Below are 16,714 nucleotides of genomic sequence, written 5' to 3' on the forward strand. Positions count from 1 at the left end.
TAAAAGTCGTACCCGAGGCGGTTTATCTTTGGAGCTGGGCACCAGCTCCAGGCGGCGGTGCTCTCTTATTGGTACCGTAACCAGTTTGCCTCGTGGCCGGCTATTGTTTGTTTGAATAAAGCAAAAACTCATGGAACCAGAACAAATTAAGAACATTGCCGAAGAAATAATTCAATTGTACGTGCAGCACGGGGCCGATGATTACGTGGGCGAGCCGGTATCACAACTAGAACACATGTCGCAGTGTGCCCAATTAGCCCAGCAGGAAGGCTACGGAGAAGACGTAATTTTGGCGGCCTTTTTACACGATATTGGGCATATTTGCAGCCAGCAAAAACGCGCCGAAGAAAGCATGGATGGTTTTGGTGTCATTCGCCACGAAAAAGTAGGCGCCGATTTTTTACGTTCCAAAGGATTCTCGGAGCGGGTGGCGCGCTTAGTGGAAAGCCACGTGCCCGCCAAGCGGTACCTTACTTTTAAAGACCCGGAATATTACAATCAATTATCCGAAGCCAGTAAGCAAACGCTAGAATTTCAAGGAGGCCGCATGACCGCTGAAGAGGCTGCCGCTTTCGAAGCCGATGATTTATTTAACCTGAGTATCCGGATGCGCCGCTGGGACGAACTAGGGAAAGAAACTGATCAGCCGGTAGTAGAGTTAGGTCGTTTTAAAGAAATGTTTATCCGGCACCTGGCAAGTAGATAAGTAGTTGTTGGTTATTAGTTGTTTGTTGTTCGATAGCTAAAACGCTTTCCATCCAACTAGTATCACAAATTATACTTCCTTTAATTCTCTTTATACTTATTAAGTACACTGTGAACGAAATAAGTTAATAAAAAAATTATTAGTGGAAAGTTCCCCTTTAGAGATAGAGCCGTTAAGTTCTATTGTCAAAAGCTGGAATAATGCGAGCAGCTTCGCTCGGGTTGCGCATCGTCCGGCCTCCCCGAACTACTTCGGGATTTGCAACTGGCCGATAGAAATTTGACTTAATTGCATGTAGAAAGTACTATTGGTTTGCCCGGCCAGAGGCCTCCTGAATAATCTTCACGAGCGAAGACGCTCGCGAAAGTAGTATTTTAAGAACGTAACGGCTCTACCCTTTGGAGGAAATAGGCGAAGGGAAATACCTCTAAATTAGTTCTAATTTTATTTTTTGAAACCTTCACTTACTTTGTTCCCAGAGTACTTAATTTAAAAAAATTATAAGTTTATCTTAACCTACCGTTGTATTCCGGATGAAGTGAGCGGCACCGGCTGCCACTCGCCATCCAGTAAAACCTGTACTTGCTGGTAACCGGTTTCTAGCAATAGTTCAGCCGCGTAATCAAACTTACCCGCGATTTCGCTGGGCTTATGCGCATCTGAATTTATCGTAACCGGAATATTTAATTGCTGCATTTGCGCTAAAATCCAGCGGCCCGGGTAAACCTCCGTGGTTTTATTCTGGTACAAACCCCGGGTATTTACTTCGACAATAACGCCGGCAGCGGCAATTTCCCGGAGGGTTTTTACCACTTCTGCCTGGTACCAATCCTCCGTTTCGGCGAAATAAAACGTGCTGGTATTCTGCATCTTTATCTTATCTAAATGGCCCACTAGAGTGGGGCATTGCTCGCGTACCATTTGGCGGGTTAGTTCGAAATAACGCGTAACCGCGGCCCGGGTATCTTTTTTAAAAATTTGCTCCCAACCTTCCGCAAATACCGCCGGTTTGTTGTCAATTTCCCAATGGCGGCCATCCGGTAAAGTATCCACAAAATGCACTGATCCCACGGTGTAATCTAAGTCCGCCGCCTGAATAAATTTACTTTTTGGCCCCATCAATCCCGGAATAAAATCTACTTCCAGGCCCGCATAAATTTGAATTTGTGATACATACTGGCTTTGCAAAGCTTTAACCTCGGCTATATAAGCGGGCAGCTTTTCCATTTTCATGCTCCAGGTTGTCGGGAAGGGTAGTGGCGCGTGCGAGGAAAACCCATAGGCCGTGAATCCTTGGTTAACAGCTTCTTCTACGTAAACAGCGGGCGCATCGGAGCCATCGCAGTAAGCACAATGGCTGTGGTAATTCGTCCAGGGCATTGGTAAATCTGGTTTTTTAAATTAACTTATAAAATTACGGAAATAAGTAGAAGGACAAAATCAAGTATATACCTGATTTAGGCTGTATATTCTGCGTAAGTTAATTTCGAACAAACATTCACCATAATTAAGTTTAGTGTCTAATATCTTGATAATTGTGTCTTTTCTTTAGTACCCAAGCCTTTGTACGTGGTGCTGGGCAAAACCGGCCGCCGTAGTCATGCCTTTCCCGCCAATACCCGTAACAATGTGAATTTTTTGGTCGATGACGTGCTCAAAGATTTCCGCTGATTTGGATTGCGAATAATACCCGTTCCAAGTGCGTTTGATGCGCCAATCCGGTAAATGTAAAATTTGCTGCGCCTCGCGCAATATAGCGGCGTTAATGGTATCTTCTACGCCGTAATCCAGTTCCTGGGTGGCGGTAGTGTCGGCGTATTCGTGCGAGTCACCGATAATAATGGACCCATCCAGGGCTTGCTTAAACAAAATATGAATACCCCACTGACGCAAATCTTCCGCAACTTCTGCGGGGTTTAGTTGAGCGTACGACGGACAGCTTTTAAAAGCGTAGTACCGCCGGATCGATAAACCCGTGAGGATGGAGCCGGGCAAGGCTACTTGCGGCAACGGATAGGTAGCTAGCATTTGCAGCTTACAAATTTGCAAATCGCTGGTTTGAAACACCTCCGGGAACAAAAATTTAAAATCGCGGCCGCTGCAAATAATTACCTTGGCCGCGGTATAAACCTGACCAAAGACATCCCTTACTTCGCAAGAAACATCGTTGAATGTGCAGGCAATTACCGGGGTGGCGGGCCGGTAATCTAATCCTAGCCGGGTTACGAGATATTCCAGTAACCGATGAATTAAAGTAGCGGGCTCAGCGGTAACTTCCTCCGGAAACAATAAGCCCCCAAAACAATAACTTTCTTTTAAAGCCGGCAAGCGTTGCCGACATTGAGCGGCGGTTAGTAATTCGGAGGGGTAACCTACGTTTTGGTACTGCTGATGTTTTTCTTGGAGCACCTGCATTTCCGTTTCTGAAGAAGCTATGTACGTGGAGCCATTTTGCCGGATGGTAATATTAAATTCCGCCTGAATGCTTTTGTACGTTTCCAGACTGGCTTTGCCGTAACGGAACCATTCGCCGTCGGCCATGCCGGAAGGTACAATTTGCCCGAAATTACGAACGGTGGCCTCGGTGGGTCGGGGGTCTTTTTCCAGCAGTAAAACTTTTAAGCCTTTTTGTAAAGCAAAGTACGCGTGAAAAGCCCCTAATACGCCGCCGCCAATAATAATTAAATCAAAATTTGCTTTACTGCTCATACTAAATACGTCTGTCAATTAAAAAAATGAAAGGTACTACTGTTTACCATCAGGAAACAATTTGTTTGTTTATTCAATTGTTAATTTTGCCTTATTGACTATTAGATTATTCCGTAGAGCGAATCAGGTAAACTTTAAATAACCGGGCGGGTAAATCAGTTTCGTTTTTAACGGAATGGGGCACAATGCCGTCAAAGTACAGAGTATCGCCTTTTAACAAAGTAATATTTTCGCCTTTTAACCCGTAAGTTACTTGCCCTTCCAGCACATGAATTAACTCCAGAGCATCCGTCGCAATAGGCTTTCGGTGAGTGCGCGCGTTAATGGCTACTTCGTTTACGCGTAAATTAAAACTGGTTAAATTTTGCGAAAGCAAGTATTTGTATATTAATCCTTTAGAATCATTTCGAGGTTCTATTTCTCCGGTTCCTTCTCTTACCAGTAGGTAGGGCAGTTGGTGGTTGCCGTTCATATTTTTGACCAACACGGCTACGTCTACTTCCAGCGAATCGGCGATGGTCAGGAGCACCGGCAGCGAAGGAATGGTCCGGTAATTTTCGATTTTAGAGATCAGGCCCGCCGAAAGATTGCTGCGCCTCGCCAGTTCCCGTAAACTCAATCCTTTCTCTTTTCTGAGTTGCATAATGCGCAGGCCAATCAAGCTCAATTTGTCGGGTTTCATCATTTAGTAATATAAAAATAACAAAGAGGCAGGAAAATTATACGTAAATTTAGTGCATATTAGTAAACATTTTTAAAAAATACAGCATGGAAACAGTACAATTATTGGTATTAGACATGGCGGGCACTACGGTACAAGATAACAAAGAAGTAGAAACCTGCTTCGCCGAAGCGGCCCGGCAAACGGGATTACTCGCTTCGGAAGAACGCATATTGGCGGTGCAAGGTATGGCCAAACGAGCCGTCTTCGAAATGCTCTGGCAAGAACAAACCAACGAACACTCCGCCGCGCTCCAGGATAAAGTGGAACATTCGTACCAGGTATTTCGGTCTATTCTGGAACACCATTACCACACCCATTCCGTAAAACCAACGGAGGGCTGTTTAGAATTATTTAGGTTTCTGAAAAAAAATAACATTAAAATTGCTTTAACTACCGGCTTTTACCGCCAGGTAACCAACATTATTTTAGAAAAATTAGGCTGGCTGAATGGCTTAGATAAAAACTTTATTGGTAATGAGAATTCCTTATTAAATATGTCTATTGCCAGCGATGAAGTCGAACAAGGCCGCCCCAGTCCTTTCCTAATTCAGAAAGCTATGCGTACCCTTGGTATTACCGATTCTAAAAGAGTGATTAACATTGGTGATACGCCCTCTGATTTAGCTTCTGGTTTTAACGCGAATTGTGCCGCTAGCTTTGCCGTAACGAATGGTACGCATACCCGGGAGCAATTGCAACAATACCCGAACGACGGCTTATTTGAGTCCTTAACTGCTTTCCAGCAATATCTAAAAAAGAATGATTGTTTTGTAAAACTGCCCGTTTCCGCCGTAAATTTTTAAAAAATCACGCCTCTTCGAGCTTGAGATTTAAATCTCGGCCCCTTATTATCTACTATTTACCGGAAGGTATTTTTACCACCCCTGCCCCTCCTAAAATAGGAGAGGAGCTTTTTACAAATGCCATTTAGCGAGTATCAAGAACCATAATGCTTTTGCGGAGAATCATCCTCTTTTCGCAAGTAAAACTTTGTTGTTTATTATGGCACGGAAGTAAATTCGCGCCATAGTAAACTTTTGCTTTTACAAAAGAGAAAAGAAACTCCCCTCCTTGGATAAGGAGGGGCGGGAGTGATTGATTCTTTATCAAAGCAAACAACATTATATCACCAGCAATCTTTGACAAAGCCTATTTTTACCGGTTGGCTCGGATGGGAGCGGAAAATGCCGCCGATACCGGCGCACCGGGTTTGGGGTTATTCGTGTAAGAAAGGCCCAGTAGCGTAGCCATCGTACTAGCCACTTGATTTTGGTAGAATTGCCCCGCGGTTTTTACCTCACCCATAGCCGGCGTATCCGGACCAATAACGGCTAGCCAGATGGCATCCGCCCCATTTACGTCTTTACCGTGGTCTTTCCAGGCGCCGGCAGCCGCAGCTCCCCGCCCATGGTCGGTGGTAATTAACAGAGTGGTTTTGTTGCGGTATTGCTCCTCCGTTTGCAAGAAATGCCACAACTGCTGAATAAAAGAATCGGCATTGTTTGCGGCGTGTAAATAAGCGCCGTACTCGCCCTGGTGGGCAAAATCGTCGGTTTCGTCGAAAGCCATAAATAATACCCGGGGCTTGTTTTTTTTAACATAAGCCAAAGCGTACTGAAAAGTAAAGGCATCCAGCCGCACTTCGCCTAACGGATTTGGAATACGGGGCATTAATTCGTTCAGGATTTTTTCGGTATCGGTTACGTTACTGCCGGTAGCGGGCTGCATGCCGGCGCTGACCGGAATGCCACTGCGCTTATCGTTGATGATAAAAGGAAAAACTTCCCAGGAGGAAAATGCGGCTACTTTACCGGCAAAAGCGGGCTGCTTGTTTAAGTACTCCAGCACGGTGGTATTAGCATTGTAGTTTTTATCGTTGCTGTTTACCTTTTTATCGGCAAAGCCGGTTAAAATTTCGTTGTAGCCCGGGTACGAAAACCATTGATCGTTGGTCACGTTTACCTTGTTGTTCAATTTGCGGTTTCCGTAGATCTGGCCGTTCTTGGCAATTTCGCCCCACAGAAAGGGCATTAACGTTTGCCGCCGTTCCTCCAAGGTATTTTTCGCAAATACTTCGGCTTGCCCGTTCGGGCCTTTAAAAGCTTTTTGTTGTTTAAATAAAGTAGAATCGGCCCCGTTAAATATTTCTTGCCAGCGCATGCCGTCGAGGGTTACAAGCACGACATTTTCGGTTTTTAATTTTTGGGCTTTACTGGCGGAGATACCAGTAAGGAGTAATAGTGCAAGTAGATACAGGTGTTTTTTCATGTTTGAAGGAAATGATTTTTACTGGTAATTTTTGTTGGCGTAGCTTCGACGGACGCTTTGGTTGCTCAGATATTAACCCTTCTGCCCTCCGGGCACCTTCCCTAAAAACAGGGAAGGAGATACAGTTGACGCTGGAATGCCCGAAAATTAAAAAACTAAAGACTCGCTGAAACAACGGAACAGGTTAGCGTCCCATTTTGCACCGGGCTAAAGCTGTTTGTTGCATATCTTACTAGTAGAATTTAATTTTTTTAATTTATTCCCATTGTCATTCAGGAGGAACCTATTTGGCTACAAAGCAAAAAAGTTTTACTCCGTAGTAGCATCTCTTACATCCCGAAAGTAAAGTAACACTTTTGCAACTTTAACCGGTTAGCTATTTTATCCGGTGAAAAGTCTCCATTCGGAGCCGTTCCGTTCTAGTTTATATCGCGAGCGTCTACGCTCGTGAGAAGTATCGTCCGGCCTCTGGCCGGTAAAATAAAGGCCTGTTTTTTACGGCTCTGTTCATCTGACTGCCCGGCCAGAGGCCTACCAGATAGTAGCCACGAGGCTTGAGCCTCGCGCCAGCTTAATATTTTTATAGAACATTACGATCCTACCCTTCGAAGGGAATTAGGGGGAGAACTCTGCGGTTGAATGTTCCAAATACTAAAGGGAATGAAGAATCTGGCACTTGGCCCATACCGATTCAAATAGCCCATTTAAAAAAATACCTGGCTGCTTTCATACAACCAGGTATTTTTTAAATTTTACTGCAGTAACCACATTACGGCGTCTACGTCGTCTTTCCCGTTGAATTGCCTTTTGATGGCTTCGGTGTAATTGGCGGCGTTGGTGCTGCGTTCGTTATCGGGGTACTGCCAGCGGAGCGGTAAAGTGGTACGACCGCCGCCGGTGCCGGGTCCGCCGACGTCGAATTTGGGAGTACCGGTGCGGCGGTGATTATAGAAGGCTTCCCAGCCGGAATTTTGAAAAAAAGCAATGTATTTCTGCGTGAGTACCTGCTCTAGGCCTTGGGCATTATTACCGGCGTATTTTACTTTGGGCTGAGCGTAATAATCGGCAAAGTTAAAGGGCAGGGCATACGTATCGTACTCGCCAATTTTACCGTCTTTTTTTAACAAAAACACGCTGTTGTCGCCTTCTTTAATGCCGTAGAAGCTTTGGGAAGCCTGGATGCCTTTGGTATAATACTCTTCGGCGCTGCCGGGAGCCCAGCCTCGGTTCAATCCTTCGGCAATGTTAAAACACAACTCGGGGTAACCGATTTGGATAGTGGGTTCGCCGGTGTACGAACCGTAGTAGCGGTAACGGTTAATGAGCGAGTATTGGCCATTCTGCACTTTCGTCGACATATCATCCAGCCCTTCGTCGGAAGGAGCTCCCTGGTAGGCCTGGTGATCCAAGGGGCTTAAGCCACCGGCTACTTTGGCCGGAGCGGGTTCGGCGAACACAAATAACCGGGGATCTTTTAACTCGCGCAACGGCGTGATAATAGCGGCGGTCATGTTGTTACGTAAAGCGGTTTTACCAAATTCATCCGGGTTTAAGGGGTATTTATTCACCGACGTATTGTACACGTACTGCATGTTATCGGTGAGCGTATTCATTAAAGGATATTTAGCCGGATCGGCCAGAATGGCAGCAAACTGCTGTTTAATGTTTAATTCCGGGTCGTTTTCTTTTTTGCTCAGGCTAATTAATACCCGCATTTTGTAGGTATTTACCACTTTCTGCCATTGCCGTAAATCGTTGTTAAAGTAAATATCGCCGCTTAAGGTATTGCTACCGGCCGCAATAAGCGCGGTTAATTCGGTATTCGCTTCGTCGAGCCATTGCAAGGCTTGCAGGTAAACGGCTTTCTGGGTATCATACTTCGGACTCACGTTATCAATGCCTTTCAGCGCATCCGTCAACGGAATGTCGCCTACGCGCTGGGTCATGTTGACGAAGAAAACCGCCCGGAAAAATTTACCCATGGCCGCGTACGGGTTCACTGCTTCGGCCCCGTTGCGAATGGCTTCTTCTTCCATTTTGGCCACGTTTTTTAAAGTAAAATAATTTAAATCCGTAGTGGTCCAGGTGTATTCCTGGTTGCTGTAGTAATTGTAGTTACTGGCCCAAAACTGGTTGTACTGCTGGGTACTGTTCCAGGCGCCTTCCGACATATCGTTGAGGATGCCGTTAAACACCAGCGAAGCGGGTACCGTAGTGGGCCGGTTCGGATTTTTCTCCAATTCTTCAAAATCATCGCAGCTGGTGGTTACGAACGCCAAGCTTATAGCGAGCAAACAAAAGAAGGTTTTGGTTATATAGCGTGTCATTTTTTTAAATTTTTAGTAATAATCATTCTTGTTCCGGGCGAGAATAGTAAATCGGCTACCTGAAACTTCCGATACTATCCACTTCAAGTATTTTGTTCTCTTGGAAAGGGTTTAGGGTCGTTCCGTTCTAGTTTATATCGCGAGCGTCTACGCTCGTGAGAAGTATCGTCCGGCCTCTGGCCGGTAGAATAAAGGCCTGTTTTTTACGGCTCTGTTCATCTGACTGCCCGGCCAGAGGCCTACCAGATGGTAGCCACGAGGCGGGAGCCTCGCGCCATCTTAATTTTTAATAGAACTAAACGGCCTACCTACCAAGGGGGACTTTTCACTTTGTTTCGAGAATTTCCTAAAAAGTAAAATTCAGGTTAATGCCGTAACGTCGGGTAGTCGGCGTTTGCAGCGAGGAGTAGTTATTGTTGCCGTATTGGTCAATATCCACGTCTTTTTCTTTGGCAAAGTACAGCAGGTTGCGGCCCACCAAGGTAATGCCGGCCTGGCGAATAAAGCTTTTGCCCAGAATACTAGCGGGTAATGAATAGCCAATGGTTACTTCCCGTAATTTGGCGTAGGTTTTACTAATCAGGTCGCCTTCGTCGATGGAATGATAGCGGCTGATGTAATCCTGCAAGAAGGTTGGCGTGTTGTTGGCCTTAAACTGCAACTCGCTGTAATTGCTGATTAAACCGGTAACCGGGTCGTATTTTATTTCGCCGCTGGCTACCTGCACGCCTTCCCCGATCCAGGATTTCACGCCTTTGGTATCTTGTTCGCGAGCCACGCCCATGGCGCCCTCGATAGTAGCAATGTGGCGGCCCCCACGGTACGTCTGGCGTTTAATGTAATCGACCATCACGCCGCCAACCCGGCCATCAAACTGGAAACCAAAATTTAAGCCTTTGTAGCTAAAACGGTTGGTTAAACCCCACACCCAATCCGGGTTAGAGTTGCCTAAAAACTGCGGCCGCGGATAAGGAATCGGCCGACCACCCGCATCGTTGATAATCTGGCCGTCGAACTCGCCTCCTTCTACCCGGGCGTATTTCTGCGAATAATACGCATCGGTACGGTCGCCTACGCGGTAAAAATTATACAGTACATCTAAGCCCGGCGGTAATTTGGTGTACACTTCTTTGTACGTCGACCAGTTGGCCGTTACGTCCCAGCGGAAACCTTTATCCGTTTGCACCGGGTTGCCCGAGATAGTGGCTTCCCAACCGTTTTTGCGCGTTTCCACGGCGTTAATCAGCAAAGTATTATAGCCGGAAGTTTCGGAAATGGGTACCTGAAATATTTGCGGACCGTCGTTGTAGATAAAGTAGTTGACATCCAAACCTAAACGATTTTGCAGGAAGCGTACGTCCAGGCCGGTTTCGTAATTGGTGCGGCTGAACGGTTTTAAATTCGGGTTATTAATGGTGTTGGTGTAATAGCCCGCCACCTGGTTATTATACAATAAAGGAGTGGTATACACCGCGCTGTTCTCGTAAGAAGGGCCTTCGTACGACGATTCGTACTGTGACCCGTAACTCAACGGGTAAGAACCGGCGGGCGTAGCGCCAATGGTGCGGCGGGTTAAAGCGCCTTTTACATTGGCGTAAGAGCCCCGTAATTTTAAAAATGAAATGGCTCGCGGCATCGGAATGACATCCGAAAGCACCGCGCTCAACGCCAAAGAAGGATAGAAATAAGAATTGCTCTTAGCCGGTAAAGTAGACAAAATATCCTGGCGGCCGGTACCCGATAAAGTTAAAAAGTTGCGGTAGGTTACATCTAATAAAGCATACGCCCCAACGACGCTCATGGGGGCATTAAAGCTGGTCGCAATGAGCGGATCGCGGGTGTTGCCTAAGTTATAGCCCGAGGGATTGAGCGAAGAAGCCGGTACGTTTAAATAATTCGTCGAAACATAGCTGGAGTTATACTCAAAATCGCGGTAAGCGCCTCCTACCGAGGCCCGTACGTTAAATTGCGGCGCCACATCTTTGTTAAAAGTCAACAGCACATCGGAGTTGGTTTCAAATAAATGACGGGTATCTTCGCGGTAATCGCCTTTCGCTTCTTCGCGGCCGTATACCGTGGCCGATTGCGGAAACTTCTCGCTGCGGAATAAGTCGTAGGTAGTGGCCTGGGTGCGTACGGCTAAATCCAGGAAATCCGTGAACTTGTACTTTAACTGCATGTAGCCGTACACGTCGGTTTTGTAGTGGCTGCGGAGCCATTCGTGGGTAATAAAATACGGGTTGTTGTAGCGGGTATACTCGGCGTAAATCTGCTGGATGCCTTCTTTGCCGGGCTGCCAATAGTTTTTCATGTCGTCGATGTTCCAATCGGCGCCGCCCCAAATGGCAATGTTATAGATCATGCTGTTCGGGCCGTAGTTAACGTCCGGAATGTTGGGCGTATGCTGGCGGTTAAAGTTAATGTTGGAATCGAAGCGTAGCTTCTTCGAGAAATTATAGCCGGCGGATAAGTTAAAATTAAAAATACCGAGCTGGGTATTGGGCACCAGGCCGCGCTGGTACGAGTTAGAGGCCGAGAAGCGCAAATCGTATTTATCGTTGCTGGAAGAAACCGCAATGTTGTTCGTAGACAAAATACCGGTCCGGATAAAACGGCTTAGATTATCTTTGCCACGGGCTACCCAGGGCGTACCTTGCCGCACGCCGTTAATGACCGGGCTATCGTACTGCGGAATCAACTGACCTTCAAACTTAGGACCCCAGACATCGTAATCGGCATCGTTCACGCCACCGCCTTTGCCGTCGCCGAAAGCGTATTTGCCGTGGTCGCCGGGGCCGTATAAATCCTGCACTTTCGGAATGGCAATAAAACCATTGTCGAACTGCGTAGTAGAATTTACCTCCACCGAAAAGCCGCGTTTGTCTTTGGAGCCGCGTTTGGTAGTAATCATAATTACCCCAAACTGCCCGCGGTAGCCGTACAAAGCGGAAGCCGAAGGACCTTTTAACACGGTGTAGGTTTCAATGTCATCGGCGTTAATGTTCCAGGTGTCGGAGTTAATGGGTACGCCATCCACCACAAATAGCGGCTGGTTGCCCCGCAAAAGCAAGGAGGGCGGTCCTAATAATTCGGCCGAAGCCGCTACCGTTAAACCGGCTACTTTCCCCACCAGGTTGTTTAAAGGGTTGGGTTCGCGGGCTTTCACCAGGTCGGCGCCTTTTACTTCCTGAGTGGCGTAGCCTACTTTGGCTTTATCTTTTTCTATACCCAGAGCGGTTACCACTACTTCGTTTAGTTGTTTGGTATCCACGGCTAATCGCACGTCCAGAATGGCCTGGTTGCCCACTTGGATTTCTTTCGGCTCAAAACCAATAAACGAAAATACCAGAACGGCATCGCCCGAAGCGGCCTTAATGGAGTATTGCCCGTTAGCATCGGTAACGGAACCGTTAGTGGTGCCTTTTACCAGAATCGTTACGCCGGGTAGCGGCGTTTCGTCCTGGGCTGAAACCACTTTACCCCGCACCGTCACCTCTTGGGCCAGCACCGGGACTAAAAAAGCGAAATAAAGCAATAGAACCGGACAGGCAGAATGCAGCAGCCAGCGGGTTTGTTTTTGTAAAAGGTTTTTCATTGTTGGCTAATTTTTAAGTAAAAGCTTGGTAGTGGTAGCGCTCACCGGATAAATAAAAAAATCCATCCGGTTAATTCCGTTAGAAGAAAAACTCACCTTGGAGACGGGGTAAGAACAAATTGGAAGAATAAGGCCGGATGAACTAGGTGTTTAAAACCAGTTCCGGGGTTAAGTTTTAAGTAGTTGTTTTTATTTCATAGGGTGTAGTAAAATAGGTCCGGCAACTGTACGTAAATTTTGCATTAGTAGGGACAGGTGCATTTATTCGATTTTATTGCGATGCTCTTATCCTGATTAAAGCTACTCCGTAATTAACGGAGGTAATTCTAGTAATGTAACTGGTTACGAAGCCGTTACACTTTCGCGCGGGTAGTGCATTAGATCTTTAACCCCCCTCCGGATGTTCCTGGGTAGGTTTTCTATTAGGCCCTCCCTTTTAGTGGCGACTATACCGCAAAGGTGCTAGTTTTTCTGCTTTGGCTCCTAAATGGGTAGGTTATATAATTGTTACGAAATGGTTAAATTATGTTGACTAAAGGTATATTTTCTCCGGCAGGATTTCTAGTAAATGGAACGGTAGTAGAGAAGAATTACAAAAAATTTAAAAATTATAACTTCTTAGCACGTTAATTATCAGCTTTTTAAAAATATTATCTTTCAAGCAATTCTGTTTGCCCGGATAAAGAATAAAATACAAAGTGTTGAGCAATGGTAAACAGAAAACTGACTTAAGCAGGCTGGGATTTCGCGGAGTGGCTTTCCTGGGTGCGGTAATAAATAAAGGCGGTACAGGCCGTACCTACGGCCATAGCGGCCAAGGCCAGAAAGGCGGCATTCCAGCCTACGTACTCGGCTAAAAAACCCGTTAACCATAATGCCAAGGTGCCCCCCAAATACCCTACCGCATCCACTAAACCGCCGGCGGTAGCGGCGCCTTTAGGCCCACCGACATCCAACGACATGGCCCCGGCCAGGAATGAATACGGACCTAACAGCAATAAACCGGCTAAGGAAATAAAAATCAGTGGTAAAATCTGACCGGTAAACCCAACGGCCATAAAGCCCAGCACGACCGTTAAAAGCATACCGGCTCCCGCAATAAGTAAACCCCGCACGCCTTTCATCCAGGCATCCGAAAGGTAACCGGCCACCAGAATAGAAATCATGCCGAAAGCTGAGTACAAAGCACTGTATTGCGAAGCTAATCCCTCCGATTGATTGGTAGTTTCGAAGAGGTACGTAGGCAGCCAAAAATTAAGCGCTTCCCGGATAGCGGTAAGGCCGAAGGACATGAGCAAAATGAGGATAAAAGATAAATTTTTAAAATACGGCGCTAATAACTCGCGTAAACTAGCCGGAGGAGCCAATTGATTGTCCGATTGGGCATGCAGGTTTTTCGGATTAGGTGGGGGCGGCACCAGACCCACATTTTCCGGGGAATTTTTTAAAAAAAGAACATTAATCATTGCTATTACCACTAACAAACCGGCGGCTATGTAAAATAAACCGCGCCAACCCATTCCCAAATTTAAAAAATGGCCCAGCAGTAACTTGGCCACAATGTCGCCGACCAAAAAGCTAAGACTCAAAAAGCTCATGATTTTGCCGTAGCTCTTGTACGAAAACCAGTTCGCGGTAATTTTTAATAATCCGCCCCAACCCATGGATTGAATCAGCCGGTTGAAAGACCAAACCGCGCCGAAAAACAACACCCCTTTGCCGAAGCCAAAGAAAATCGTGGCCAGCACCGAGCCCAACATGCCCAGAATAAAGACTTTTTTACCCCCGATAAAGTCGCCCAGTACCCCGTTTATTACTTTGCCCACCGCGTAAAATACCACGCCCAGCGCGGCAATTTGGCCCATGACCACTTTGTTTACCCCCACCGCCGCGTACTCCTGAATAATTAGAGGGGCGGCAATGGCCAGATTACTGCGGCATAAATAATACCCGCTGTAGCCCACAAATAAGCAAATAGCGGTGGAAATTTGCCACGGCTTACTACTTTTATTTTTCAAAATTCCTTAGGAAATCTAACTATTTCTCGTTCCTGGCTAAGTATTCACCGGAAAAGTAAACTCCTTGACTCGAACTACTAGAATTGTTAAAGCAGAGAAACGCTCCCCTTGTTAAAAGTGGAAAATTAGACGAAACTGTTTGGTAATAACAGCTATAATAAAAAAATAACAATTTGATAAAGTAGTCGGACGGGAAGAGGATTTTAAGTTAACTGGATTTATACCCAATAGTATGAGTTACCTTCCATCAGGTTGATTTAAAAAATTGCTTAAACCCGGCGGGTTTTCAAAACCCGCCGGGTTTCATATCCTGCGTTATGGCAGCTACTTGAAGCGATTGGGTATTACACCAGGTTAAACGCATTAAAAGGAAGGACATGAATGATGAAGGCTTGGGAAAAGTGTTAAGCTTTAATGGTACAGCAACAATATTTTCCAGAGATGTTGGATGTCAAGCTAGTCCGCAAGTATAAGCATACTTGCTTAGTCACATCTTAATGCTGAGTTTATGGGCAATCCTAAGCCAAATGTAGTCCTTCTAAATAAATTACCATTTTTCTTCTAGCCAAAGAAAACCCGCACAAACCAAAAGAGTTAAAAAGAAATAAATTGCCGGTATAGGCTGCTTGCCAGTAAAAGACGTATCAGCGAGTGACTTATTAAGATTAGTTTTTACGAAGTTACGGGTAGCGGTTAAGCGAGCGGCGAAGCGCCAGGCAATAAAGGAAGAATCCGCAAAAACGTAGAACAATTGGGGAGAGGCTTGTGGTTTGTTAATCTCATGCCAGCCGCTATTACGAGGCCAAAACGAGCCGGTAAACCGGTGGGGTAATAACGTTTGCTGTGCCAAGTACACCGTATCCGGCTGCTGACTTACCGCGTGCACCATTCCCTTCGGAAAAGATTTATTTTTAGAATAGGTATAATCCGACAAATAGAGCGTAAGTACCTGATTAGCCAAGGGGAAGGGGGCAGCGGCTACGTGCCAGGTATGATCCGTAACCAAAGACTTGCTGGTTTGGCTTAATAGAAAAGACCAAAAATGAGTATAAGCGGATTTATTACTGGCCAATGGCCAGGTATACGTTTGAGGCAATAAACTTACCGTTACTTTTCCCCAACCTGTTCGTTTAGTAGCTACCAAAGCGTTTTCGGCGGCGTCCCAGACTAGTTGCTTCAGGTCCGGTGTTAGCTTAATAAAATAAGGCAAAGAAGTAGATGTAACAGAATGAGTATAATCCGGCCAGAAGACGGGCGTGGTATTTAACTCTGGTTTTGCCAATGGGCTACGAACGAAGGAAAAGTTTTTTAGTAAAGCCGGCGCCGAATGTAAAGGCAAAGCTTCGGGTACTATTATTACTCCTAGTCCGGCTTGCTGCACGGCTTGCGTTAAGGCTTGTTGCTGGCTTGCCGATAATGTTTGGATGGTAGAAACATCCGTAATTAGCAAATCGAACTGCTGCCATAAAACGGCATTCAATGGCTGAAGCGGTACTTTAGGCATATTTAGCCATTCCGTTTGAAAAATATCTTTACTAACAGGAAGGCGTAGAGCGACGCCGTGTTGTTCGGCGGCCAAATAGTTTTTTAAAAATTTTATTTCAAAGGAAGGGCTTGCTGGCAATAGCAGAATACGCAGTTTTTGTTTGGGTTTTACTTCGATGGGCAGCTCTCCGACAAAAGAACGCTTATTCCCTGATTTACAGTGCAGCGCATACACGTACTGGCCGATCTGCTTCGGTAAGTAAGTTACGCTGAAACGATTGACACCGGTATTTTTAATTTGAATAGAATCCTGGGTTTTACCGGCTACAGTTAAATAAAGCCAGGTAGTTCGTTTGGTAGTTTGGTGGTAGCGCCCGGTTAACGTTAACTTTTCGCCTAGGGTTAATTGCTTCGTCCAATCCAGGCTGATTACTCCGATGGGAAAGGCATTTAAATGCGGCACCAGGCGAATGGAATCCTGCGGTTTTAAATCTATTTCATCTAAGCCGTAGCCTAATACGTGCAGGCGCTTTACCCGCGGATAATGTTGCCGGATTTCTGCGACGTTGGTTATGGACTGGTAACCCGTAGCAGCTGTGTCGTAGCTAAATATTGGCGGCTTCCTTCGAAATTCTTTTAGTATTTTTTTTAACGAATCGAGCGGATAACCGGGGGTAAGTAAAATGGCTTCCGTGGCATTTACCCGAAGGGTTCTGTACGCTGGTCGCGCTATAAAAAACAAACTAAGAACGGCACCCGCATTTGCTAAAATCCGAAAAAATAAAAAACGGCGATTCGGGCGTTTCCAGGCTAACCCAAGCAGGGGAACTAAAAGGAGAATTGCGCCGGCAAAAATTAGTATATCCTTCAAGTAGCGTGGTT

At 46.0% G+C, this 16,714-nt stretch carries 10 protein-coding genes; 2 read left to right on the top strand and 8 right to left on the bottom strand.

Annotation, left to right across the window (positions count from 1 at the left end; all coding sequences use genetic code 11):
* Nucleotides 1-130 precede the first annotated feature (130 nt).
* Nucleotides 131-706 (top strand): phosphonate degradation HD-domain oxygenase, encoded by a 576-nt coding sequence (locus tag AHMF7605_RS21310; RefSeq protein ID WP_106932031.1) that lies wholly within the window; start codon nucleotides 131-133, stop codon nucleotides 704-706.
* Nucleotides 707-1,222: 516 nt separating this feature from the next.
* Here AHMF7605_RS21310 and hisJ read toward each other — a convergent pair.
* The 3 genes from hisJ to AHMF7605_RS21325 all read right to left on the bottom strand — a co-directional run bounded on the left by hisJ (nucleotide 1,223) and on the right by AHMF7605_RS21325 (nucleotide 4,100).
* Entirely contained in the window at nucleotides 1,223-2,086 is an 864-nt protein-coding gene (hisJ, locus tag AHMF7605_RS21315; protein WP_106932032.1) for a histidinol-phosphatase HisJ, read from the bottom strand.
* A gap of 168 nt (nucleotides 2,087-2,254) precedes the next feature.
* Nucleotides 2,255-3,415, bottom strand: coding sequence for a TIGR03364 family FAD-dependent oxidoreductase (locus AHMF7605_RS21320; protein ID WP_106932033.1), 1,161 nt, complete (start codon nucleotides 3,413-3,415; stop codon nucleotides 2,255-2,257).
* A gap of 106 nt (nucleotides 3,416-3,521) precedes the next feature.
* Nucleotides 3,522-4,100 (bottom strand): helix-turn-helix domain-containing protein, encoded by a 579-nt coding sequence (locus AHMF7605_RS21325; RefSeq protein WP_106932034.1) that lies wholly within the window; start codon nucleotides 4,098-4,100, stop codon nucleotides 3,522-3,524.
* Nucleotides 4,101-4,183: 83 nt separating this feature from the next.
* Here AHMF7605_RS21325 and AHMF7605_RS21330 point away from each other — a divergent pair, with 83 nt between their 5' ends.
* Nucleotides 4,184-4,942, top strand: coding sequence for an HAD hydrolase-like protein (locus AHMF7605_RS21330; RefSeq protein ID WP_106932035.1), 759 nt, complete (start codon nucleotides 4,184-4,186; stop codon nucleotides 4,940-4,942).
* Nucleotides 4,943-5,294: 352 nt separating this feature from the next.
* Here AHMF7605_RS21330 and AHMF7605_RS21340 read toward each other — a convergent pair whose 3' ends face one another.
* The 5 genes from AHMF7605_RS21340 to AHMF7605_RS21360 form a co-directional block, all read right to left on the bottom strand.
* The gene (locus tag AHMF7605_RS21340) at nucleotides 5,295-6,407 is read right to left on the bottom strand and encodes an alkaline phosphatase family protein (protein WP_106932037.1); all 1,113 of its coding nucleotides are present in this window, start codon (nucleotides 6,405-6,407) and stop codon (nucleotides 5,295-5,297) included.
* Between the two features lie 752 nt (nucleotides 6,408-7,159).
* The gene (locus tag AHMF7605_RS21345) at nucleotides 7,160-8,734 is read right to left on the bottom strand and encodes a SusD/RagB family nutrient-binding outer membrane lipoprotein (protein ID WP_106932038.1); all 1,575 of its coding nucleotides are present in this window, start codon (nucleotides 8,732-8,734) and stop codon (nucleotides 7,160-7,162) included.
* A gap of 346 nt (nucleotides 8,735-9,080) precedes the next feature.
* Nucleotides 9,081-12,329: a SusC/RagA family TonB-linked outer membrane protein gene (locus tag AHMF7605_RS21350; protein ID WP_106932039.1), complete on the bottom strand. Its 3,249-nt coding sequence runs from the start codon at nucleotides 12,327-12,329 to the stop codon at nucleotides 9,081-9,083.
* A 728-nt stretch (nucleotides 12,330-13,057) separates the two neighbouring features.
* Nucleotides 13,058-14,347 (bottom strand): MFS transporter, encoded by a 1,290-nt coding sequence (locus tag AHMF7605_RS21355; RefSeq protein ID WP_158267579.1) that lies wholly within the window; start codon nucleotides 14,345-14,347, stop codon nucleotides 13,058-13,060.
* A 547-nt stretch (nucleotides 14,348-14,894) separates the two neighbouring features.
* On the bottom strand, nucleotides 14,895-16,703 hold the full coding sequence (locus AHMF7605_RS21360; protein WP_106932041.1) for a hypothetical protein: 1,809 nt from the start codon (nucleotides 16,701-16,703) through the stop codon (nucleotides 14,895-14,897).
* Between the last annotated feature and the right edge of the window lie 11 nt (nucleotides 16,704-16,714).

It is taken from the genome of Adhaeribacter arboris (assembly GCF_003023845.1).
Taxonomy (GTDB): domain Bacteria; phylum Bacteroidota; class Bacteroidia; order Cytophagales; family Hymenobacteraceae; genus Adhaeribacter; species Adhaeribacter arboris.

Bases quoted from the DNA above. Each gene is read 5' to 3' on its own strand.
- AHMF7605_RS21350 (WP_106932039.1), bottom strand. From the start codon at position 12,329: ATGAAAAACCTTTTACAAAAACAAACCCGCTGGCTGCTGCATTCTGCC.
- AHMF7605_RS21340 (WP_106932037.1), bottom strand. From the start codon at position 6,407: ATGAAAAAACACCTGTATCTACTTGCACTATTACTCCTTACTGGTATC.
- hisJ (WP_106932032.1), bottom strand. From the start codon at position 2,086: ATGCCCTGGACGAATTACCACAGCCATTGTGCTTACTGCGATGGCTCC.
- AHMF7605_RS21310 (WP_106932031.1), top strand. From the start codon at position 131: ATGGAACCAGAACAAATTAAGAACATTGCCGAAGAAATAATTCAATTG.
- AHMF7605_RS21330 (WP_106932035.1), top strand. From the start codon at position 4,184: ATGGAAACAGTACAATTATTGGTATTAGACATGGCGGGCACTACGGTA.
- AHMF7605_RS21345 (WP_106932038.1), bottom strand. From the start codon at position 8,734: ATGACACGCTATATAACCAAAACCTTCTTTTGTTTGCTCGCTATAAGC.
- AHMF7605_RS21325 (WP_106932034.1), bottom strand. From the start codon at position 4,100: ATGATGAAACCCGACAAATTGAGCTTGATTGGCCTGCGCATTATGCAA.
- AHMF7605_RS21320 (WP_106932033.1), bottom strand. From the start codon at position 3,415: ATGAGCAGTAAAGCAAATTTTGATTTAATTATTATTGGCGGCGGCGTA.